The sequence below is a fragment of the Aliivibrio sp. SR45-2 genome, from assembly GCF_963890165.1.
Lineage (GTDB): Bacteria > Pseudomonadota > Gammaproteobacteria > Enterobacterales > Vibrionaceae > Aliivibrio > Aliivibrio salmonicida.
Map to the genome: position 1 here is coordinate 77,384 of NZ_CAWPRC010000011.1, position 20,810 is coordinate 98,193.

Sequence of the window (20,810 nt, forward strand, 5' to 3'; positions counted from 1 at the left end):
CATGTGATTCGATTTCAGCAAGTTTCAAAAGCCTATCGAGGTGGTCGCCCAGCATTACAAAAAGTAAATTTTCACCTTAATAGAGGCGAAATGGCTTTTTTAAGTGGTCATTCCGGCGCAGGTAAAAGTACCTTGCTGAAATTGATCTGTGCGATTGAACGTCCAAGTGACGGTAAGATTTTATTTAATGGGCATGATATTACGAAGATCTCTAATCAAGACATTCCCTTTTTACGTCGTAATATTGGCATTGTATTTCAAGATCATAAATTATTAATGAATCGCACTGTTTTTGATAATGTTGCATTACCTATGCGTGTTGAATCGGTGAGAGAGAATGACATTAAACGTCGTGTATCTGCAGCATTAGACAAAACGGGCTTATTAGATAAAGCAAAGAGCTATCCGATGCAGTTATCAGGTGGTGAGCAACAACGAGTGGGTATCGCTCGGGCTGTCGTTAATAAGCCGATGTTGTTATTAGCGGATGAACCAACGGGTAACCTTGATCCTCAATTATCTCGCCAAGTGTTTAACTTATTTGCTGAGTTTAATCGTGTAGGTGTGAGTGTATTAATGGCATCGCATGATTTGTCATTAATTGGTGGTAATAAATACCGTCGTTTTGATCTTCACCAAGGGTGTCTACGTGAGGTAGCTGAACATGGCTAAGCGTAAAGCAAAAAATACTCAAGGCGCATCGAATGATGGATTTTGGGCTTCTCATAAAAAACAGGCAAGACTTTCTTTTCAAGAACTATTACGTCGCCCATTAGGTAACTTATTAACACTTGCTGTTATTGCTATGTCGCTAACTCTGCCTTCAACGATGTATTTGGTGGGTAAAAACTTAACGATTGTTGCTTCAAAATGGCAAGCACCTTCGCAAGTGAGCTTGTATTTACAACAAAACGTAGCTGAATCAAAAGTTTTAGAATTAAAAACAGAATTGGATGGGTGGGAAGAGGTTGAAGCGATTCAATACATTTCTCCACAAGAAGGGTTAAAAGAACTCAGTGAGCATTCTGGTTTTGAACAAGCCTTAACATTACTTGATAGTAATCCTTTGCCCGCAGTATTGATTGTTTCACCTAAAACGGAATGGCAAACGACAGAGAAAGTGAATCAGTTAGTGAGTCGTCTAAAACAGCAGTCTTATGTCAACGAAGTTCGCTTGGATGATGACTGGTTAATGCGTTTAGATGCCATTAAGCATGTTGCTGTCGTTGTGGCGACAACGTTAGCTGTTTTAATGTTTATTGCTGTCTTCCTTATTGTTGGTAATACATTGCGGTTTAATGTGTTGGAACAAAAAGATGAAATCCAGGTGATGAAGTTAGTGGGAGCAACAAATACCTTTATATTACGTCCTTATTTATACACTGGGATGTGGTTTGGTTTACTCGGTGGTTTTATTGCTTGGTTCTTAACGGCCATTATTACCGTGACTCTGAATGGTGCGGTCGATAATGTTGCTGTACTTTATGACAGCGTGTTCCGCTTGATCGGGTTAACATGGGATGAAAGTTTATTATTACTGATGCTGTCTTCCTTTTTAGGTTTATTGGCGGCAAGAATCTCGGTGTTACGTCATTTGAAAGAGATAGAGCCAGTATAAGGATTTAAGTACTGTTTTTATCTGTTGTGATCAATTTCTTAAAAAGCCGTTAATTATCTGAATTAGCGGCTTTTTTATTTTTTGTTTATGAAAAACTGAACTTAGTTAACAGAAATTAGTCCATAAAGTGTGGATAATTTTCCGCCTTTCCCTTGCAGTCTGTTTATTTTAAGTACATTATTGCAAGGTTAAGTTGAAGTTAAATCTAGATATAAATGGGGATTTGAATGTCGAAAGAGATGTATTCAATGGCTGTCGTTTCTCAAGATAGCATCGATAGCTATCTACGTTCTGTTAATCGTTACCCGATGTTAACGGTTGAGAAAGAGCGCGATCTTGCTGAACGTCTACACTACAAAGAAGAAATAGAGGCGGCAAAAGAGCTGATTTTATCTCATCTACGCTTCGTTGTTCATGTCGCTCGTGGATATTCTGGTTATGGCTTACCTTTGGCGGATCTTATCCAAGAAGGTAATGTTGGTTTGATGAAAGCAGTAAAACGATTTAACCCTGAAGTGGGTGTTCGTTTGGTTTCATTTGCAGTGCATTGGATTAAAGCTGAAATTCATGAATACGTATTAAGAAACTGGCGTATCGTGAAAGTAGCAACAACCAAAGCGCAGCGTAAACTGTTCTTCAATCTTAGAAAGAATAAAAAACGTCTTGGTTGGTTTAATAATGGCGAAGTTGAAGCCGTTGCTAAAGACTTAGGTGTATCGCCTTCTGAAGTTAGAGAGATGGAATCCCGTCTTGCAGCTCAAGATTCTACGTTTGAAGCTCCAACCGAAGATGACGACCGTGATATGGCGTTTACCGCGCCTGTTTATTACTTAGAAGATAAGCAGTCAGATATTGCTCATTCATTAGAAGAAGATAATTGGGAAGATTACACCAATAATCGTTTGGCTAATGCGATAGCAACGTTAGATGACCGCAGTCAACATATTGTTCAATCTCGTTGGTTAACTGATGAGAAGACGACGTTGCAAGAGTTAGCTAACACTTATTCTGTGTCTGCTGAGCGAATTCGTCAGCTTGAAAAGAACGCGATGAAAAAATTAAAAGATGCTGTAGGAGATATATTCTAACTACCGCATTATCGTTATACACAGAAGGCTGAATCCGAAAGGGTTCAGCCTTTTTTATGGCTAGGGTATTGCGATTAGGATCATAAGGTGTTTTTAAATCTTGTGTGTAACTAGAAGATTACCTGTGTAGATCTTAACGATTTTTTGATGAAGCTAGGTGAATCAGTCAGTAAGGAGGGTATTTACTATCCACACTTTAAGAAGGATCTTTACTACATGTTGTGGATCAATTTTTACAAAACCACTTTATCAACGTAATTCACAGGTTTTTCCACAGGCGGTTAAAAAAAGAACAGTTATTTTTGGTGTGATAATCAATGTGGATAATAACTTTGTGTATAACTTTGCTTAACCCTTACTGTCTCTGTGTTTTTCTTGTGGTTAATCGAGAGTACAATAGTGCTAAATAAATAATAAAGGCTCAATATGGAACAGTTTCAACATATCTCAGTAACGGATGCACAAGAAAAGCTAAATCAAAAAGATCATAATGCAAGAATGGTTGATATTAGGGATCCACAATCTTTTGGGCGAGGCCATGTTGATGGTGCGTTTCATTTGACTAATGACACGATCGTGACGCTAATGAATGAAGTGGAATTTGAACAACCTGTTTTAGTGATGTGTTATCACGGACACAGTAGCCAAGGTGCGGCACAATATTTAATTAACCAAGGCTATGAAGAAGTTTATAGTGTTGATGGTGGTTTTGAAGGCTGGCATAAAGCAGGCTTGCCCGTAGAAAAGTAGAGAATTTATGCATCGATTGATCGCGTTATCAAATCCAAGAGCTGGTCAGGCCTTTATTGATTATATGGCTTCACGTCATATTGATCTTCGTATGATGCCAGAAGGGGAAGGCCAGTTTGCGTTATGGGTAGTGTCTGATGATACTTATCTATTGGAAGTTGAATCGGAACTACAAGCGTTTTTAAAAGATCCTAATGCGACAAAATATCAATCAGCATCGTGGGATATGGCCGATACTCGTACTGCTAAATTTTCTTATTCTTCACCCAATATGATGAATATGGTAAAAGCCAAAGCCGGTGTGTTTACGTTATTCATTATGGTGAGCTGTATTATTATTTTTGCTTTGCAGCAATTTGGTTGGAATAATTCAGTCTTTCAATTATTGCACTTCCCTGAAAACCAAGGGCAAAGCATTGAGATATGGCGTTGGTTCTCTCATGCGTTACTTCACTTTTCAGCTACTCACATTATTTTTAATTTATTGTGGTGGTGGCAGCTTGGTGGAGACATTGAATTACGTTTAGGTCGAACAAAACTGGTTCAGTTGTTCTTGTTTTCTGCTTTATTTTCAGGACTTGGACAGTTTTGGATAGATGGTGCTAACTTTGGTGGTCTATCTGGTGTTGTGTATGCGTTATTAGGCTATTCGTGGTTTATTGGTTGGTTGGCTCCTGAAAGAGGTATCTCAGTGTCTAAACCTATCGTAGGGTTTATGCTGATATGGATCATTCTTGGGTATGTTCAGCCTTTTATGGCGATTGCGAATACGGCACATTTAGTGGGATTGATTACCGGTTGTGCTTTTGCAGCAATTGACAGTCAATTCAAGTTTAAAAAAGCGTAATAAAACGAAATAAAAATAGAGCAAGAAGATTATTTCTTGCTCTATTTTTTTATTTATTGGTAGATATATTTAGTAAACAATAAGTCCACAGCTAATGTTTTCCCTGTCTCTGCAAGCAGCAGTTCATTGATTGCCGTTAAGCATTCTTTTCTGATTTCTTCACGACCAGCCAATGATTTAATTCGGTTCTCAGGTTGTTGTCCAAAGACTTCAACTAATACATTACGGATTTGTGGATTATGATGCTCTAGAAGTGGAACTTCACGATTATCGGCAACCATAATGTCGATGCGAACTTGTATGTATCCGAGCTTTTTCCCTGTAGTAACAAAATTAGTGGTTAGATCGGGTGCTAAGGTGAAGTAACCCATTTTAGGTGTCGTTTCGTCTGCTGCTAAAACAGCAGGAGCAAAAAGTTGGCTAATAATTAGCAGTAGTCCTGCAAATAATGATTTCTTTGTCATTTTCTAATCCATTCATCCGTCAATTTATTTTATTACTTGTTACAATAGTCGGCAGTTGTGAGAAAAAATTAACCGTAATCTCTCAATATTATTGATATATGTGAGAGATGTTATAGAGAATATGTCAGAGATCAATTCTTGGTGTGCTTCTGTGCTTAAAAAAGTGCAATGGCAAGACGCCGATACGTTTACGTGTAGCAATGAATGGCAACAGTATTGGCTGTTAGGCCTAGATTCGTTGTCACGCCGTTTAGAGCAACATTGCCAAGTGTTGTCTGTATCGGTATTGGATAATACACATGTTGATTCCAGCGCTTTAAGAGCAGATGAAATTGCCCTTATTGGCGATGGAGTGTGCCTAAGACGTAAAGTTGTTTTACGAGGTGATGCTGTCGATTGGATTTACGGGAGAACATTAATACCGTTATCTTCTTTACAAGATCAGCCCCACGATTTAACGAAGCAAGGTCATGTACCGTTAGGCATTACTGTTTTTAGTGCTCAAGACGTTTTTAGAGATCAATTACAAGTAGCAAAAATTTTAACCGAGAAGGGGGAGTTGTTTGCTCGTCGTTCTCGTTTGTGGATGAATGGAAAGCCAATGTTGGTGGCGGAATTATTTTTACCTAAGGCATCTATTTATTCGGATAATTATTATTTAGAAAAAAACAATTCAAAGGGAAGTGAAGAATGACTCTGTCAAAAGCGAAGGCGTTTTGGCAATTAACGAGAATGAATCGTCCGATTGGCTCGTTGTTATTGTTATGGCCAACATTGTGGGCTTTATTTTTGGCGGCTGATGGAATTCCAGATTGGCATGTACTGATTGTATTTATACTCGGTGTTGTATTTATGCGTTCGGCAGGGTGTGTCATTAATGATTTTGCTGATCGTAAAGTGGATGGGCATGTAAAGCGGACGGCTAATCGCCCATTGCCTTCTGGATTAGTTTCTTCTAAAGAAGCACTTATTCTTTTTTCTGTATTGGTTACGTGTTCATTTATTCTGGTTCTAACCATGAATACATTAACGATTATGTTATCGAGTATTGGGGTTTTGTTAGCGATCGCTTACCCGTTTATGAAACGCATCACGTATTTACCGCAATTTGTACTGGGATTGGCGTTTAGCTGGGCAATCCCGATGGCTTATGCGGCAGAATCAAATCAAGTTCCGCCTGAGGCGTGGTTGTTGTTTGTGATTAATGCGGTATGGACAATTGCTTATGATACCCAATATGCAATGGTAGATAGAGATGATGACCTCAATATCGGTATCAAATCGACCGCGATTCTATTTGGACGTTTCGATAAGCTCATGATAGGCCTACTGCAACTGACCGTACTTACTTTATTGATAGCATTAGGTATACAGCTTTCGCTTCCAAGCCTATATAACTGGGGTGTCTTAGCCGCTGCAGGGTGTTTTGTGTATCAACAATGGTTAATTAAAGGACGTGAAAGAGAGGCTTGTTTCGAAGCGTTTTTAAATAATAACTATGTGGGTGGTTTTATTTTTGTCGCCATAAGTGCGAGCGTACTTATTTAATGACGTCAAAACTTTAAATTAGACGCATAAAAAAACCAGTACGTTTCGTGTACTGGTTTTTTATTATCTTAATATTAAGAGATAGCTGATTTAGTCTTCTTTTGTCATAACTGCTTGAATGGTGAGCTTGATCTCAGGATTAAGTAGTCGAGACATATCTCGAGAAAATGGCTCTACTTTACTTATAACAGCAACGCCATCACTGCTTAAATACCCTTCTGCTTTTAAAGTATTAAATAGAATACCAAACACACCTTTATCGAAAAATTCCGGGGCATTAATACCATGTAAACGACTTAAACGTTGCGCCATAATTTGACTTTGCTCTTCTAAATCATTTTTACCTAACTTAGGAGACGCTTGTAAGTGTGTTAATGCAATAGCGTAACGTTGCAGTGTTTCTGAAATCGTATGAGCAAGTAAATGCACTTTCAGAATATTGGTGGCATTGAGTTGTAAAACATCATTTTCTCTTTCGATCAGCTTTTGACGAACCAATTCATCGATATGCTGACTCACCACATCGTTTAATTCACTCTCATCATAATGCAGAAATAATTCGGCTTTAAGGAAAGGATAAATCTGTTGAATTTGTGCCTGAATGTTATCGATAGAAATTGAACGGTATTGCACAACTAATTTTGCTATTAAAGACGGTAATGCAAAAAGATGAATAATGTTATTGCGGTAATAGGTCATTAATATTGATTGATTTCGGTCTAATGAAATAATCTCACCTAGCGTATCTTTTTCAATAACAAATTTGTCTAATGCAATCGCGTGCTCTAATAGCGCTTCTGCATCTTGAGTGGGTACTGTTGCCGTATTCGAATAAGGAATGTTTCGTAATAGCTGCAGGTAGCAATCCAGTTGCTCAGTTAAATCTTCCTTACTAAGAGCGCGCTGACGAGCCGCAAGTAAAGCGGTCGCACATAGTGTTAATGCATTGGCTGCGACTGCGTCATTAATGTGTGTCATCATTTTATTTGCGATGCCATTAACTACAGGGGACATCCACTCTGGCTTTTGTGGTTCAATTGGGTTGATGGACTCAGACCAATTAGGTGCGTGTTCATTAAGGTAATGGTTTAAAGAAATCGGCTCGCCAAAGTTTACATAGCCTTGACCAAAGTTACGCAGTTTACGAAGCGTGCGTAGGACTTGTCCTGCGTTTTCTTTTTCTTTACGTTTGCCTTGTAACTCTTTTGCGTAAGTCGTTACTTCCATTACGTGTTCATAACCAATATACACAGGCACCAAGGTTACAGGGCGGTTTAAGCCTCGTAACATCGCTTGTACTGTCATGGCTAGCATACCCGTTTTGGCCTGCAATAGGCGACCGGTACGAGAACGACCCCCTTCACTGAAATATTCGACGGAATAGCCTTTCGCAAACAACTCGGCTAAATATTCACGAAAAATAGTAGAGTAAAGTCGGTTACCTTTAAAGCTACGGCGAATAAAGAAAGCACCGCCACGACGGAAAATAGGGCCTGCAGGGAAAAAGTTTAAGTTAATACCAGCAGCAATATGTGGTGGTACTAAGCCTTCATGGTAAAGAACATACGAAAGCAGTAGGTAATCCATGTGGCTGCGGTGACAAGGTACATAAACAATCTCATGGCCTTCTTGTGCTAATTTACGCACGGTCGCGGCGTTGTTGATGTTTAAGCCTTGGTATAGACGGTTCCATAGCCATTTAAGAATTCGATTGCCATTCTTGATCAGCGAATAAGAGAAGTTCGTTGCAATTTCTTCCATGATCCCCATGGCTTCTTTACGTACTTTCTCTACATCAACGTTACGGATCCTCGCTTCTTCTAAAATCACTTTTTCAATAGCTTGAGATTTTAATAACCGATTGAATAACGCTTGGCGATTCGGAAGGTTTGGTCCTGATGCCGCTAATTTCTGACGTGAGAAGTGGATCTTTGCTACACGAGCCAGTTTATGAGCTATTGCATCATCTGCACCGTGATTGTCTGCCATGTAGCGCAACGAAACGACAGGACTGATGCGTACCGTTGAATCACGACCAGCTTTAATTAGAGTCACAAACTTTTGTGGCCCATTTAATGGCATTAAATGAGGCTTACTTGTGCCTTCTTTTCCAGGTCTTCTTCCCCAAAGAATTGACGTCGGGATTAATTGAAAATCAGCATCAGGATTATCTGCATGGTGCTTGAGAACAATTTTAAATAAATCCAGAGACTCTTGTGGTAAATCATCATCAGTATCGAACATCTTTGGTCCGATAGAAGTGAATACATAACGAGGGTAAGACACACCATCAATTTCAATTGGAGAAAGAGGATCTGGTAGCCCTAACTCTTTAGCACTTTTTTGCAATGTGAGCAGATCGACATGAGATCGAAACGGCAGAGCATAAATAATTGGGCGCTCAATATCGATATTGAGATCTTCAATTGGATTCGATGGAATAGGAGTGCTCTTTACCATGACCGATAATGGCAACTTGAGTAAAGAGTGATAAATAGTTTGTCCTGTAGACATAATGACAATAACGCCTTAGTTATGTACCGAATGCTCGGTTATATATAGATGCTTACACTTTATTGGCAAGAATAGCAGAACTGGTCAAACCTTTTAATAAAAATGAACAGAATATCCGCAATAGTCAGACTTATATGACATATAAATGAATAAATTAGGCTTATTTTTAATCAATAGGCCTTTCAAAGCATAGCACAGCTGTATATACTCACAGTTCACTGTATAAACAGACAGGTGATTCATGAAGCCACTAACGGCAAGACAGCAAGAAGTCTTTGAGTTGATCAAAGCAAAAATTGAAGATACTGGAATGCCACCAACACGCGCAGAGATTGCTCGTGAATTAGGGTTTCGTTCTGCGAACGCGGCAGAAGAACACTTAAAAGCATTAGCTCGTAAGCAAGCGATCGAAATTATTCCAGGTGCTTCTCGTGGTATTCGTATCCTATTGCAAGATCCTGTAGAGCCTGAAGATTTAGGTCTTCCTCTTATCGGTCAAGTAGCGGCGGGTGAGCCTATCCTTGCTCAAGAGCACGTAGAAAGTCATTACCAAGTTGATCCTAGTATGTTTAAGCCACAAGCGGATTTTTTATTGCGCGTAAATGGCGAGAGTATGAAAAACATCGGAATTATGGATGGCGACTTATTAGCGGTACATAAAACGCAAGACGTTCATGATGGTCAAGTGGTTGTTGCTCGTGTTGATGATGATGTTACTGTTAAGCGTTTAGAGCGTAAAGGTTCAATGGTATTTCTTCATGCTGAAAACGAAGAGTTTGCTCCAATTCAAGTCGATCTTACGTCTCAACACCTTTCTATTGAAGGTATTGCTGTTGGGGTGATCCGCAGTACGACTTGGATGTAATTTATTTTCACTCTTAATTATCTTCTGTAAGGCAGTAAATAGTGCTTTACAATTGGTAATGATAGTCATTATCATCTCTATTGTTTATCAATGGAGATGAAGATGACAAATCTCGGCCACAAAATACCTTCCCATCTTTTACAGCCTATGTGGTTGAGAAGTAGAGAGAGCTTAATCGATAATGGTCTTATCTATGACCCTATCGCAGCGGCTGCATGTCAACATTGCCACCTTTCTTCTGAATGCCTTTCTGGCGACATTGATCAAAAACAGCTATTGCATGCCACATTGACCGTTCAATGCGATCAGCAAGTTGCTCAATTTTTAAAACGTCATCCTTCGGGGTGGGTTGTTAATGTTGGCGCAGGTTTAGATACCCGTTTTTATCGTTTAGATAATGGTCTTTGTCATTGGTTAGAGTTAGATATTAATGAAAACTTATTGTGGCGACAGAAGCTTTTTCATACAAATGAGCGTTATTATGTTCGTTGTGGTTCTGCGATTGAACATACATGGATCCATGATTTGCCCGTACCGAGTAATGTGCCTGTCATGATTGTTTGTGAGCAAGCGTTGTTAGAGTGTGATGAACTTCAATTAGCTAAGTTTATTCAATTATTAGGACGTCGATTTCAACATGCTGAAGCAACGATTGTTATTGCGGCAGATAGATGTCATACCCGCATGGGGAAAAAACTAGGTTGTGGTGATTATCAACATGGTTTATATCAACCTAAGCTTCATTTTACTGGTTGGCTTCCTTGGATTGACACGATCTCAATTAAATCGCCTTTTGAACACAACTGTTCTCGCTGGAAATTATGGCAGCGCTGGTTAGCGAAATTTCCTCTGTTTAAGCACCGGGTTACTCCATTACTTGTGCATATGAATTGGTAAAACGAAGCTTAAATTTGAAAAATTTTTGTATTGAGTCGAAGTAAGTAATAATGCCGTCACTTTCTTTGTTGAGTACAAATCTATGTGGCAAGTCTTAAAAAACCTTACATTACACCGACGAGTATTAGCTCTGGCTATTCCAATGGTGTTGTCGAATATTACAACGCCACTACTTGGGTTAGTTGATGCTGCTGTTATTGGGCATTTAGATCAGGCGTGGTATTTAGGTGGGGTTGCGGTTGGCGGTACGATGATCAGCGTGACTTTTTGGTTACTTGGTTTTTTGCGTATGGCCACCACTGGACTTTCTGCTCAGGCCTATGGCGCTGAAGATAAACAATTATTAAGCCAAACTTTTTCTCAGGGAATTTTTCTAGCTTTATGTTTTTCATTCATTCTGCTTATTTTTCATCAGCCTCTCTCCTACGCTATTTTTTCTTTCAGCAATGCAGCTCCAGAAGTGAAGATGTATGCAGAGCAATATTTCTCTATTCGAATTTGGAGTGCACCAGCGGCATTGAGTAATTTGGTCATCATGGGCTGGTTACTCGGGACTCAGAATGCTCGTTATCCAATGTGGTTAGTGATTATTACAAACAGCATTAATATCGTTCTCGATTTATTATTTGTTGTTGGGTTTAATTGGAAGGTTGAAGGGGCGGCATTTGCTTCTGTATTAGCCGACTATTCCGCTTTGTTACTTGGTTTGTTTTTTGTCTTTAAACAAAAAGAAGCATTGTATTTACCTCGTTTCTTGATGCCTCTGTCTGAATTGTTACTTGGGTTTAAACGCTTATTTAAATTAAATCGAGATATTTTCTTACGATCATTATGCCTTCAAGCGTGCTTTACTTTTATGACATTTAAGGGGGCGTCATTAGGTGTTGATATTGTGGCAGCAAATGCGGTATTGATGAGTTTTTTGATGATGATATCTTATGGCATGGATGGTTTTGCTTATGCTATGGAAGCCATGGTAGGAAAAGCGATTGGTGCAAAAAGCAAAACTCAGTTATCAGAATCATTGATTGGAATTACCTTTTGGAGCTTTGCCATTAGCTTATTATTAAGTGTGGCTTTTGGTGTGTTTGGTGCTGGTTTAATTGGGATGATTTCTTCAATCACAGAAGTGCAAAATACGGCGCTAATCTATTTACCTTGGCTTATTGCTATGCCGTTGATATCCATGTGGTGTTTTTTACTTGATGGTATTTTTGTTGGTGCGACCAAAGGGTCTGAGATGAGAAATTCAATGTTTATCGCGATGCTGACTTTTTTCGTTGTGTGGTGGCTAATGACGCCTTATGGTAACCATGCGTTATGGGCTGCAATGATCTCGTTTATGGGGATGCGAGGTATAAGTCTTGCGATTACTTTTTATGTTCAATGGAAAAAAGGAGTTTTCCTATCGTAGGCCAAATACTCTATCGTATTGATTAAAAATAATAAAAAAGGGTTAATTAAACACTTAACCCTTTTTAGTATTTATTATATTTGAGTGTTTAAAAAAGTCGATTTAAGCCGTTAAGAGCTGCTACGCGATAGGCCTCAGCCATAGTTGGGTAATTAAATGTAGTATTGACAAAATACTCAATAGTGTTGGCATTGCCTTTTTGTTCCATAATGGCTTGCCCGATATGAATGATTTCAGCCGCACGCTCTCCAAAGCAGTGGATACCTAAAATTTCTTTTGTTTCTCGATGGAATAGAATTTTCAAACTACCAATATCCATTCCAGCAATCTGGGCTCTTGCTAAGTGTTTGAAAGAAGCTCGCCCTACTTCGTAAGGCACTTTCTCTGCTGTTAGCTCTTGTTCTGTTTTTCCTACTGAACTAATCTCAGGTATGGTGTAAATACCAGTAGGAATATGATCAATCAATTTTGCTTCTGATTTACCTTTTACGATGGCTTGAGCGGTAAATCGGCCTTGGTCATAAGCAGCACTAGCAAGGCTTGGGTAACCGATGACATCACCAACTGCATAAATATGATCGACATCTGTTTGGTAATTACCGTTTACTGTTAACTGTCCACGAGAATCGGCTTCAAGTCCAACAGAAGAGAGGTTGAGTTTGTCTGTATTTCCTGTTCGACCATTGGCAAGTAAAACACAATCCGCTTTCATTTTTTTGCCAGATTCTAAATGCATAATAATGCCGTCATCAGTGGCTTCGATTTTTTCAAAGGTTTCATCATTGCGTATGACAATACCGCTATTCCAAAAATGATAAGAGAGAGCGTCGGACATTTCATTATCTAAAAATGACAGTAAACGATCTCGAGTGTTTATTAAATCAACCTTAACGCCTAATCCTCTAAATATAGACGCGTATTCACTGCCAATGACACCTGCACCATAAATAATGATATGGCGAGGGTCGTGTTTTAGTGAAAGAATGGAGTCACTATCATAAACACGGCTATGATTGAAATTAACACCGGCGGGACGGTAAGGGCGAGATCCTGTGGCAATAATAAACTTATCAGCGGTATACGTTTCAATTGAGCCATCTTTTGCTGTCACTGCAATCGTATTTTTTTCTACAAAACTGGCTTCACCAAAGATAAGAGAGCATTGATTACGGTCGTAAAAGCCTTGTCTCATTCTTGTTTGTTTATCGATGACACTTTTTGCATGGCCTAAAATATCAGAAAAAGTAGAATGAAGACTGGTATTATTCTTACAATAAAGCGGATTTGAATTAAATTCTAGAATACGACTTACTGCATGACGAAGTGCTTTTGATGGGATAGTCCCCCAGTGTGTACAACCTCCACCGACACTTGGCTCTCTCTCAATAATTGCGACATTAAGGTTGGCTTTGGTTAGGCCCATTGCAGCACCTTCTCCTCCTGGGCCACTACCAATTACGATGGCATCAAAATGGGTTGAGCGTGTAGTGGTCGAGTTTGTCATCAGTAGCGCCTTATTATTATCAATCTCGCAACATTGCTAGCAAAGTATTTTAACCTTTTCATTCATTTGGTAAATCAAGTGAGTAAGATAGAGTGGAGACGATCACGTTGTTTGCGGAAAATCATGTGATAATAGATTTCAGTATTTACAGTGGTAGCCAAAAATCGATAATGTGGACTAGCGAATAGTTTGTGATACCCACTCAATTAACTTATGCAATATATGGTAAATAATATGTATCCTGAATTTGAAGCTGATGATCTTAATGCAGTGTCAGAAGTAAAGCAGCCAGTAAGCACGAAAGGTGTCAGGGCTCAGCAAAAAGAAAGAACACGCAGAACCATTATAGATGCCGCGTTTTGCCTACTATGTGCCGAACGAGGTTTCATGAGCTTGAGTTTACGAGAAGTAACAAGAGAAGCTGGTATCGCGCCTACGTCGTTTTATCGTCATTTTAAAGATATGGATGAGTTAGGGCTGACTTTAGTTGATGAAGGTGGACTTATTTTACGTCAGTTAATGCGTCAAGCTCGTCAGCGTATTGTGGTAGAAGGCAGTGTTATCCGAACATCGGTTGAAACCTTCATGGAATTTATTGAAGGCAGTCCAAACGTATTTCGATTGTTATTACGTGAACGTTCAGGAACGTCATCTGCTTTTAGAGCAGCAGTGGCTCGTGAGATCCAACATTTTGTTGCGGAACTTACTGAATATTTGATTGCCACAACAGGTGTTGCTAGAGAAGAAGCGTCAGTTCAAGCTGAGGCGTCAGTTACCTTAGTATTCAGTTCTGGTGCGGAGGCACTTGACCTAGATACGCCTCATAGAGATGAATTGTCAAAACGGTTAATTTTCCAATTACGTATGCTATCAAAAGGTGCTTATTGGTATCGAAAAGAAAATAAGATTTAGATGCATTGTTCACCGTGAATCAATGCCTACACGAGGTAAACAACATGACACATGAAAATAGTAGAAATGAACGTAAAACATTAGCGCTATCTGTGGTGACCGGTCTTTGTTTGAATGCCGTTTGGGTTGGATTTACGGTAACAGAAGTTACGTTCTCTATTTTTCCAATTATTGCGTTAATTTTAGCGGCTCAAGGTTTATATCAAGAATATCTACGTGAGCCTAAAGGCGATGATACATCGTTAATCGCTGTGGCTTGTTTCTTTGTAGGTCTGTTTGGTCATTCAGCTTTAGTGAAAGCTCAATACCCAGAAGTGGGTTCAAACTTTTTTTCAATCTTAGTTGCTTTGGCTCTATTACTTTGGATTGGAATTAAAGTTGGAGTATTAAAGAAAAAAGAGGCACCAACAGATTTGTAAATCTTAATTTAACGAAAATAAAAAAGGCTCATAATGTTATGAGCCTTTTTTATTGATTAAATCGAGTGTTTATTTGCGCTCTAAGAATATGCCGGCTTCCATATGGTGGGTATATGGGAACTGATCAAATAAAGCAAAACGAGTAATGTTGTGTGTTTTACTTAAAATAGCAAGATTCTCTTTTAGAGTGTCAGGATTACAAGAAATGTACATAATACGCTCATAGCCTTGTACCATCTTACAAGTGCCTTCGTCCATGCCAGAACGTGGTGGATCGACAAAGATGGTATTGCAGTTATAGCTTTTTAAATCTACATTTTGATCTTTCAAACGTCGGAATTCACGCTTTCCTTCCATTGCATCTGTAAAGTCTTCTGCCGACATACGAACAATTTGTACATTGTCTATATTATTGGCTGCAATATTATATTGAGCAGATTCTACGGATGGCTTTGCAAGTTCGGTTGCTAATACGCGATCAAAGTTTTTTGCTAATGCTAATGAAAAATTACCATTACCACAATAAAGTTCCAATAAATCGCCTTGGCTGTCTTGCGTACAATCAACGGCCCATTCCAACATTTTTTGAGCTACAACACCGTTTGGTTGGGTAAAACTATTTTCTACTTGTTTATAAGTCAGGATGTCATCATTTACTTTTAGTTTTTCAATGACAAATTCTTGGTCTAAAACGATTTTCATTTTACGAGCACGGCCGATAAGATTTAGGTTAAAACCTTTCTCGTTTAATTGTTGTTTTAATACTGCGGCTTCTTCTTTCCAAGCATCGTCTAATTGACGGTGATAAAGCATCGAAACTAAGATTTCACCGCTTAATGTTGATAAAAAATCCACTTGGAACATTTTATAACGCATTGTTTTACTTGCTTTTATTGCTTCTGCAAGTAGTGGCATCAAGTCGTTAATAAGACGAGTGGCGGGTAAGAAGTAATCTACACGGTACTTTTCTTTTGTTTTTTGATCGAACATGACGTAATACATATCGTCACCTTCGTGCCAAATTCGAAACTCTGCACGCATACGGTAGTTTTCAGCAGGAGAAGAAAAGACTTCCAGTTCTGGAACGTTAAATTCAGAAAACATAGCAGACAGTGCTTCTGCTTTCTCATCTAACTGTACTTGATAATTTTCTGGGTTCATGACTGGTTGTGTCATTGTCTTGCCTCACGCTGCTCAAAATAAGAGCGCCGATTTTATTCGATAGAGATCTGTTGTCCAGCATTTGTGTGTGATTGGCCGAAAGTAATTCGATCGACTATGTGACAATGAACACATAACCCTAGACAAATATAGCGTACGCCACTACTATTTCGGCCATGTTGGTGCGCTATTTTTAAATTTAATAATAGCCTGAAAAGGGAATCTGGTGTGAATCCAGAGCTGACGCGCAACGGTAAGAGAGAGCTAGGTAATAGGCATCATCCAAACGGTTGTTTTTCTGTATATAAGGATATAGGAAAAATAATGGGAAGTGACTCCCGCCTAAGTTCATCATTCTCAAGTCCGAAGACCTGCCAACAATAAGCAATACATGATGTATTGCTATATGGACTTAACGCGATTTTAGGAAAACACGGAAATGAAAAAAACTGCCCTTGCGACTGCAATAGTGTCGCTGCTTTCTCACGCCTATACCTCTCCTGCATTTGCAAAAGATTCAGTATCTGAAACAGACGAAGTGATGGTTGTTACTGCCAATCGATTTGAGCAGTCGGCTAAAGATGTGATTGCACCAATGAGTGTCGTTACAAAAGAAGATATTGTTCAGATTCAAGCTAAAACAATTACAGATATTCTCAGACTTCAACCAGGTATTGAGGTCGCGAGTAATGGTGGCATTGGTCAGAATGCATCTATATTCATGAGAGGGACTAACTCTGATCATGTTCTCGTTTTAATCGACGGTTTTAGAATGAACAGTTCCATTAAAAGTGGAATGAATATTAATAAAATACCGGTTAATCAAATTGAGCGAATAGAAATTATTCGAGGCTCAGGCGCTGTTATGTATGGTTCTGATGCGGTAGGTGGTGTAATTAATATTATTACTCGCACCGCTACGAATGATTTTTCAAAATCAGCAACGATTGGTGCAGGGAGTAATAAGTATAAAGAAGGAAACTTTGCGGCTAACACTAATGTTGGAGATAAAGGGCATTTAAAGATTGCTGCTGGCTTCACTCAAACGGAAGGGTATAACGTAAACCCGCAACCGGGATTGAATGATGGTGACAAACATGGTTTTGAAAATAACCAGTTTATGCTGAACTATGAACATCAATTTAGCTCAAACTTAAGTTTATTCACCGGTATTCGTTGGTTCAACAGTACTTCTGAATACAATCATTATACAAACACAAAATCTCAGTCTGAATCCGAATCTATGGCGTACTCAGCAAAAGTCTCTTATAAAAAAGATGCGTTGTTATCTGATTTAAGTTTCAGTTACCAAGATAATGAAACGTTAGAGTACCTTGAGAATGGGTCTTTAGATTCAGAACAAAAAATAGATCAACTCAATGCGCAATGGACAAATCAATATAAATTAATGGATTCATGGTTTGTGAATGCAGGGATTGATTGGACAAATGAACAAGTAAAAGCTGATATTACTAACTTTTCGCATCAAGTCATTATCGATGAAGGTGAGAGTAGAATGTCGACAGGTGTGTATTTAGGGACTGAGTATCAGCTAGAGAAGTTAACCTTAGAAGCGAACACTCGATTTGATAAACATGATAAATACGATGAGTATGTAACTTGGGGAGTTGGTGCAAGCTATCAGATCAACGAAATTTATCGTATCAGTAGTGCGTATAATACGGCATTTAAAGCCCCATCGTTCTATGATTTATCAACTGCACCTGATTTAGAACCAGAAACATCAGATAATATTGATGTTGGGTTAGCGGCTGAATATGCATTGGTAAGTGTTAATTTGTCATTGTATAAAAACAAAGTAGATAATTTGATTATTTACTATGACGCACCAAACTACATGGGTTATAGCGCTAATGTAGATGCGGATATTAAAGGTGCAGAACTGGAATTGCTATTTGATACTGGTATTGTCTCTCATACCGTGATTGCTGAGTATAAAGATCACGAAGATACACAAGGACAACAGTTAGCACGAAGAGCGAAGCAAAACTATAAATGGATTAGTAACGTGAGTTTCGGTGATTTAGATATGAACTTGTCTTATATATACACGGGGAAACGTTCTGATCTTCCTTCTGCCCCTGGTGTAGCAACGAATTATTTAGATCCTTATTCTTTATGGACATTGGCGGGCGCTTATTGGGTAACTACCGAATTAGCAGTGCGTGGTCGAGTGGAAAATTTGCTTGATGAAGAATATGAAACCGCGGGAGGGTACAAACCTGCAGAGCGTTCTTACTATGTCAGCTTAGATTATCAATTTTAAGCATTATTATTAACCGCCTTTATTGGCGGTTTTTCTTTTCTGAGGTTTATATGAAGAAGAAAGTTATTGTTAGTTGGTCATCAGGAAAAGATTCTACGTTAACGCTTATTCGATTATTGAAAAATCCTAACTTCGATGTGGTCGCACTTTATACAACATACGTAGATAATGAAGTTCCATTTCAAGTGACGCCACTATCGGTTGTTCAAATGCAGGCTGATTTAGTTAGATTACCGCTAATTTCAATTGAATTACCTGCGGTGTTTCCTGCTAATAACGAATATCAACGTTTAGTGGTGGGTGCATTAAAGCTGAGTGGGGTTGAATTTGATGCTATCGCTTTTGGTGACATGTTTTGTAATGGTATTGTTGAATACCGTAAAAGCTATATAGAGAAGGCGGGATGGGAGTGTGTTTTCCCTCTTGTTGGTGAATCAAGCTATAAATTAGCGCAAGAAATTATTGATTGTGGTATTGAGACGATTCTAGTCACCATTGATTCCTCTCAATTGAGTCATGAGTTTTGTGGGAGATTGTATGATCATCAATTATTGAATGAGCTTCCTAGAAGTGTTGATGTGTGCGGTGAAAATGGTGAGTTTCATTCCCTAGTTATTAAAGCGCCATGTTTTGTGGGTTTTATTCAACTAACAGATAAACGAATAGAGGTAGGGGAGCGATTTACGCATCTACGTTATCAAGCTTCTATTTTACAACTGTAATCCAATCGGTATGATTGTATGTCTATCCCTTTTGTTATTTGAAGAGCTTGTGGTTCCAATATGCCAAAAAACATCTTAATTTTTGATTCAGGTATCGGTGGTTTATCCGTATTTAAAGATATTAGATATCAAATTCCTTTGGCAAAGTATATTTATGCTTTTGATAATGCAGGCTTTCCTTATGGAGAGTTAACAGAAGATATCTTAATAGAAAGAACGTCTTATATTATTCAAAAGCTTTGTCATCGACATAAAATAGATATCGTTGTTATTGCCTGTAATACAGCAAGTACAGTGGTGTTACCTACATTAAGAACACTTCTCTCTATTCCAGTTGTTGGGGTTGTTCCTGCTATTAAACCAGCAGCGCTTGTTTCTCAAAAAATAGGATTACTTGCTACTCCTGCAACTATTAAACGAAGTTATACGTTTGACTTAATTAAATCATTTGCATCAATTTCAGATGTGAAGTTATTAGGGTCGACTCGATTAGTTGAAATGGCTGAAGAGAAAATGGTAGGCATACCTGTCAATTTAAGTGAACTTGATGAGATTCTAAAGTCTTGGAAAGGTCAGGTTGATTGTATTGTACTTGGTTGTACGCATTTTCCTTTTCTACGTAAAGAAATCAAAGAAGTTCTTGGCCGTAACGTATTACTGATAGATTCAGGAGAAGCAATAGCAAGAAGAGTGAAGCAATTATTAGGGAATGTTGACGCTAATGAAGGAGAGCATTTGTTTGGGGAGGTTTATTGTAGTGCCTCAACAAAAAATGAAGAGGCACTAAATAAGACTTTCAAAGAATTAGATTTTAATCCTCTTCAGACTCTAGGCTACCCGAAGTCTTTGGATCGTTAGCAATGCGAACTTTTAAAGTACGTTGATCAAATTCGTTATTGTTTAAGTTTTCAATAACATTATCAGCGTCCTTTGTTGCCACAACAACAAAACCAAATCCTCTACGTTTACCTGTACGTTTGTCTTTCATCAGACGAACAGCAAACACATCACCAAATTCAGAAAATAAATCTTTTACATCTGACTCATTCGCTCGATAAGGAAGGTTACCTACATAAAGGGTAGTACTCGCTTGATCTGAAGTATCAGCACTAGAAATAGTGTCTGTTACTGTTTTAGATTTAGACGGTGCTTTATTAATGAATAAAAGAGTAAAACCTGTAATTACTGCGCCGAAAGCAAAAGCAAATGCAGGAGATACCGATGGAAATACAGAGATTGCACCTGCACCAAGTACAGCAATAGCAATGATAATTATATTTGAGTTAGTAGATTTCATGATAAGTAATGTCTAGTTAAAATAAGTGAAAAAATGATGAATTAACAATAAAATCACATTGATACTACTTATATTATTTATCAATTGCCAACTAATTAAGCCAATGATCATTTGTTGTAGGGCTTTTGTTTGAAAAAAAGTGATCTGTGTAGAAAATAATCACTTAAAAGATAATCGTTAAAAAGTACTTGCCAATAAGTGTGGGGGACTTATAATGCGCCCCGTTCCCAAGGATAAAGCGAGAGCAAAATCTCATGAGAACGTTAAGTTTCTAAGCCTTTTAAATTACTTTTAATTAGGGCTTGACTTAAAATTAAGGCTCTGTATTATACGCAGCCTAAGCAACGAAATGGAAACGTTAAGTTGTTGAAATAAAACGCTCTTTAACAATTTGAAACCTATTAATCTGTGTGGGCACTTGTGAGTTGATAATCACTAGTTTGCTTTTACTTTTCGAAGTGAATGCAAACAAAAATAATCAATGAACTGAGTGACTACACAAA

20 protein-coding genes and 1 riboswitch are annotated in these 20,810 nt (G+C 38.4%); of the genes, 15 read left to right on the forward strand and 5 right to left on the reverse strand.

Annotation, left to right across the window (positions count from 1 at the left end):
- Positions 1 to 3 precede the first annotated feature (3 nt).
- The 5 genes from ftsE to glpG all read left to right on the forward strand — a co-directional run bounded on the left by ftsE (position 4) and on the right by glpG (position 4,303).
- On the forward strand, positions 4 to 672 hold the full coding sequence (ftsE, locus tag AACV33_RS00595; protein ID WP_012551320.1) for a cell division ATP-binding protein FtsE: 669 nt from the start codon (positions 4 to 6) through the stop codon (positions 670 to 672).
- A complete protein-coding gene (gene ftsX, locus AACV33_RS00600) occupies positions 665 to 1,618 on the forward strand; it encodes a permease-like cell division protein FtsX (RefSeq protein ID WP_012551319.1) in 954 nt (317 codons plus the stop codon). The genes ftsE and ftsX overlap by 8 nt, the downstream gene beginning before the upstream one ends.
- A 227-nt stretch (positions 1,619 to 1,845) precedes the next feature.
- Positions 1,846 to 2,706, forward strand: coding sequence for an RNA polymerase sigma factor RpoH (gene rpoH, locus AACV33_RS00605; RefSeq protein WP_012551318.1), 861 nt, complete (start codon positions 1,846 to 1,848; stop codon positions 2,704 to 2,706).
- 426 nt (positions 2,707 to 3,132) lie between these two features.
- A complete protein-coding gene (gene glpE, locus AACV33_RS00610) occupies positions 3,133 to 3,456 on the forward strand; it encodes a thiosulfate sulfurtransferase GlpE (RefSeq protein WP_017020961.1) in 324 nt (107 codons plus the stop codon).
- Between the two features lie 7 nt (positions 3,457 to 3,463).
- Complete coding sequence (glpG, locus tag AACV33_RS00615; protein WP_065611972.1) at positions 3,464 to 4,303, forward strand: rhomboid family intramembrane serine protease GlpG; 840 nt, start codon at positions 3,464 to 3,466, stop codon at positions 4,301 to 4,303.
- Between the two features lie 53 nt (positions 4,304 to 4,356).
- Here glpG and AACV33_RS00620 read toward each other — a convergent pair whose 3' ends face one another.
- Entirely contained in the window at positions 4,357 to 4,767 is a 411-nt protein-coding gene (locus AACV33_RS00620) for a flagellar basal body-associated protein FliL (protein ID WP_012551315.1), read from the reverse strand.
- Positions 4,768 to 4,888: 121 nt separating this feature from the next.
- On the opposite strand from AACV33_RS00620, the gene AACV33_RS00625 reads away from it, so the two are divergent.
- Together AACV33_RS00625 and ubiA are read left to right on the forward strand one after the other, a co-directional pair.
- Entirely contained in the window at positions 4,889 to 5,461 is a 573-nt protein-coding gene (locus AACV33_RS00625) for a chorismate--pyruvate lyase family protein (protein WP_017020963.1), read from the forward strand.
- Positions 5,458 to 6,315, forward strand: coding sequence for a 4-hydroxybenzoate octaprenyltransferase (gene ubiA / locus AACV33_RS00630; protein WP_012551313.1), 858 nt, complete (start codon positions 5,458 to 5,460; stop codon positions 6,313 to 6,315). Before AACV33_RS00625 ends, ubiA begins: the two co-directional genes overlap by 4 nt.
- Positions 6,316 to 6,405: 90 nt before the next feature.
- Here the strand turns inward: ubiA and plsB are convergent, their stop codons facing one another.
- Positions 6,406 to 8,829: a glycerol-3-phosphate 1-O-acyltransferase PlsB gene (gene plsB, locus AACV33_RS00635; RefSeq protein WP_065611973.1), complete on the reverse strand. Its 2,424-nt coding sequence runs from the start codon at positions 8,827 to 8,829 to the stop codon at positions 6,406 to 6,408.
- Between the two features lie 241 nt (positions 8,830 to 9,070).
- Here plsB and lexA point away from each other — a divergent pair, with 241 nt between their 5' ends.
- The 3 genes from lexA (at position 9,071) to dinF (ending at position 12,005) form a co-directional block, all read left to right on the forward strand.
- Complete coding sequence (lexA, locus tag AACV33_RS00640; RefSeq protein ID WP_012551311.1) at positions 9,071 to 9,694, forward strand: transcriptional repressor LexA; 624 nt, start codon at positions 9,071 to 9,073, stop codon at positions 9,692 to 9,694.
- A gap of 102 nt (positions 9,695 to 9,796) precedes the next feature.
- Entirely contained in the window at positions 9,797 to 10,591 is a 795-nt protein-coding gene (locus tag AACV33_RS00645) for a class I SAM-dependent methyltransferase (protein ID WP_026025338.1), read from the forward strand.
- An 82-nt stretch (positions 10,592 to 10,673) separates the two neighbouring features.
- Positions 10,674 to 12,005, forward strand: a complete 1,332-nt coding sequence (gene dinF, locus AACV33_RS00650) for an MATE family efflux transporter DinF (protein ID WP_017020966.1) — start codon at positions 10,674 to 10,676, stop codon at positions 12,003 to 12,005.
- Positions 12,006 to 12,093: 88 nt separating this feature from the next.
- Here the strand turns inward: dinF and sthA are convergent, their stop codons facing one another.
- Positions 12,094 to 13,509 carry a Si-specific NAD(P)(+) transhydrogenase gene (gene sthA / locus AACV33_RS00655; RefSeq protein ID WP_017020967.1) on the reverse strand — a complete coding sequence of 472 codons (1,416 nt, stop codon included), beginning with the start codon at positions 13,507 to 13,509 and terminating at the stop codon, positions 12,094 to 12,096.
- Positions 13,510 to 13,743: 234 nt separating this feature from the next.
- Here sthA and fabR point away from each other — a divergent pair, with 234 nt between their 5' ends.
- Positions 13,744 to 14,421 carry an HTH-type transcriptional repressor FabR gene (fabR, locus tag AACV33_RS00660; RefSeq protein ID WP_017020968.1) on the forward strand — a complete coding sequence of 226 codons (678 nt, stop codon included), beginning with the start codon at positions 13,744 to 13,746 and terminating at the stop codon, positions 14,419 to 14,421.
- Between the two features lie 44 nt (positions 14,422 to 14,465).
- Complete coding sequence (locus tag AACV33_RS00665; RefSeq protein ID WP_012551306.1) at positions 14,466 to 14,840, forward strand: YijD family membrane protein; 375 nt, start codon at positions 14,466 to 14,468, stop codon at positions 14,838 to 14,840.
- 69 nt (positions 14,841 to 14,909) lie between these two features.
- On the opposite strand, the gene trmA is transcribed toward AACV33_RS00665, so the two are convergent.
- Positions 14,910 to 16,016 (reverse strand): tRNA (uridine(54)-C5)-methyltransferase TrmA, encoded by a 1,107-nt coding sequence (gene trmA, locus AACV33_RS00670; RefSeq protein WP_182699652.1) that lies wholly within the window; start codon positions 16,014 to 16,016, stop codon positions 14,910 to 14,912.
- 148 nt (positions 16,017 to 16,164) lie between these two features.
- Positions 16,165 to 16,394, forward strand: a riboswitch (cobalamin riboswitch).
- Positions 16,395 to 16,440: 46 nt separating this feature from the next.
- Here trmA and AACV33_RS00675 point away from each other — a divergent pair.
- From AACV33_RS00675 to murI, 3 genes are read left to right on the forward strand one after another with little or no spacing between them, the layout of a single operon-like run.
- Positions 16,441 to 18,288: a TonB-dependent receptor domain-containing protein gene (locus AACV33_RS00675; RefSeq protein ID WP_182699653.1), complete on the forward strand. Its 1,848-nt coding sequence runs from the start codon at positions 16,441 to 16,443 to the stop codon at positions 18,286 to 18,288.
- 50 nt (positions 18,289 to 18,338) lie between these two features.
- A complete protein-coding gene (locus AACV33_RS00680) occupies positions 18,339 to 19,010 on the forward strand; it encodes an adenine nucleotide alpha hydrolase (RefSeq protein ID WP_182699654.1) in 672 nt (223 codons plus the stop codon).
- A gap of 60 nt (positions 19,011 to 19,070) precedes the next feature.
- Positions 19,071 to 19,868 carry a glutamate racemase gene (gene murI / locus AACV33_RS00685; protein WP_182699655.1) on the forward strand — a complete coding sequence of 266 codons (798 nt, stop codon included), beginning with the start codon at positions 19,071 to 19,073 and terminating at the stop codon, positions 19,866 to 19,868.
- On the opposite strand, the gene AACV33_RS00690 is transcribed toward murI, so the two are convergent.
- Positions 19,822 to 20,307 carry an RNA recognition motif domain-containing protein gene (locus AACV33_RS00690; RefSeq protein ID WP_012551301.1) on the reverse strand — a complete coding sequence of 162 codons (486 nt, stop codon included), beginning with the start codon at positions 20,305 to 20,307 and terminating at the stop codon, positions 19,822 to 19,824. The genes murI and AACV33_RS00690 overlap by 47 nt on opposite strands.
- Between the last annotated feature and the right edge of the window lie 503 nt (positions 20,308 to 20,810).

Bases quoted from the DNA above. Each gene is read 5' to 3' on its own strand.
- glpG (WP_065611972.1), top strand. From the start codon at position 3,464: ATGCATCGATTGATCGCGTTATCAAATCCAAGAGCTGGTCAGGCCTTT.
- fabR (WP_017020968.1), top strand. From the start codon at position 13,744: ATGTATCCTGAATTTGAAGCTGATGATCTTAATGCAGTGTCAGAAGTA.
- AACV33_RS00680 (WP_182699654.1), top strand. From the start codon at position 18,339: ATGAAGAAGAAAGTTATTGTTAGTTGGTCATCAGGAAAAGATTCTACG.
- trmA (WP_182699652.1), bottom strand. From the start codon at position 16,016: ATGACACAACCAGTCATGAACCCAGAAAATTATCAAGTACAGTTAGAT.
- plsB (WP_065611973.1), bottom strand. From the start codon at position 8,829: ATGTCTACAGGACAAACTATTTATCACTCTTTACTCAAGTTGCCATTA.
- rpoH (WP_012551318.1), top strand. From the start codon at position 1,846: ATGTCGAAAGAGATGTATTCAATGGCTGTCGTTTCTCAAGATAGCATC.
- AACV33_RS00665 (WP_012551306.1), top strand. From the start codon at position 14,466: ATGACACATGAAAATAGTAGAAATGAACGTAAAACATTAGCGCTATCT.
- AACV33_RS00625 (WP_017020963.1), top strand. From the start codon at position 4,889: ATGTCAGAGATCAATTCTTGGTGTGCTTCTGTGCTTAAAAAAGTGCAA.
- lexA (WP_012551311.1), top strand. From the start codon at position 9,071: ATGAAGCCACTAACGGCAAGACAGCAAGAAGTCTTTGAGTTGATCAAA.
- AACV33_RS00690 (WP_012551301.1), bottom strand. From the start codon at position 20,307: ATGAAATCTACTAACTCAAATATAATTATCATTGCTATTGCTGTACTT.
- ftsX (WP_012551319.1), top strand. From the start codon at position 665: ATGGCTAAGCGTAAAGCAAAAAATACTCAAGGCGCATCGAATGATGGA.
- dinF (WP_017020966.1), top strand. From the start codon at position 10,674: ATGTGGCAAGTCTTAAAAAACCTTACATTACACCGACGAGTATTAGCT.
- AACV33_RS00645 (WP_026025338.1), top strand. From the start codon at position 9,797: ATGACAAATCTCGGCCACAAAATACCTTCCCATCTTTTACAGCCTATG.
- AACV33_RS00675 (WP_182699653.1), top strand. From the start codon at position 16,441: ATGAAAAAAACTGCCCTTGCGACTGCAATAGTGTCGCTGCTTTCTCAC.
- glpE (WP_017020961.1), top strand. From the start codon at position 3,133: ATGGAACAGTTTCAACATATCTCAGTAACGGATGCACAAGAAAAGCTA.
- murI (WP_182699655.1), top strand. From the start codon at position 19,071: ATGCCAAAAAACATCTTAATTTTTGATTCAGGTATCGGTGGTTTATCC.
- AACV33_RS00620 (WP_012551315.1), bottom strand. From the start codon at position 4,767: ATGACAAAGAAATCATTATTTGCAGGACTACTGCTAATTATTAGCCAA.
- ubiA (WP_012551313.1), top strand. From the start codon at position 5,458: ATGACTCTGTCAAAAGCGAAGGCGTTTTGGCAATTAACGAGAATGAAT.
- sthA (WP_017020967.1), bottom strand. From the start codon at position 13,509: ATGACAAACTCGACCACTACACGCTCAACCCATTTTGATGCCATCGTA.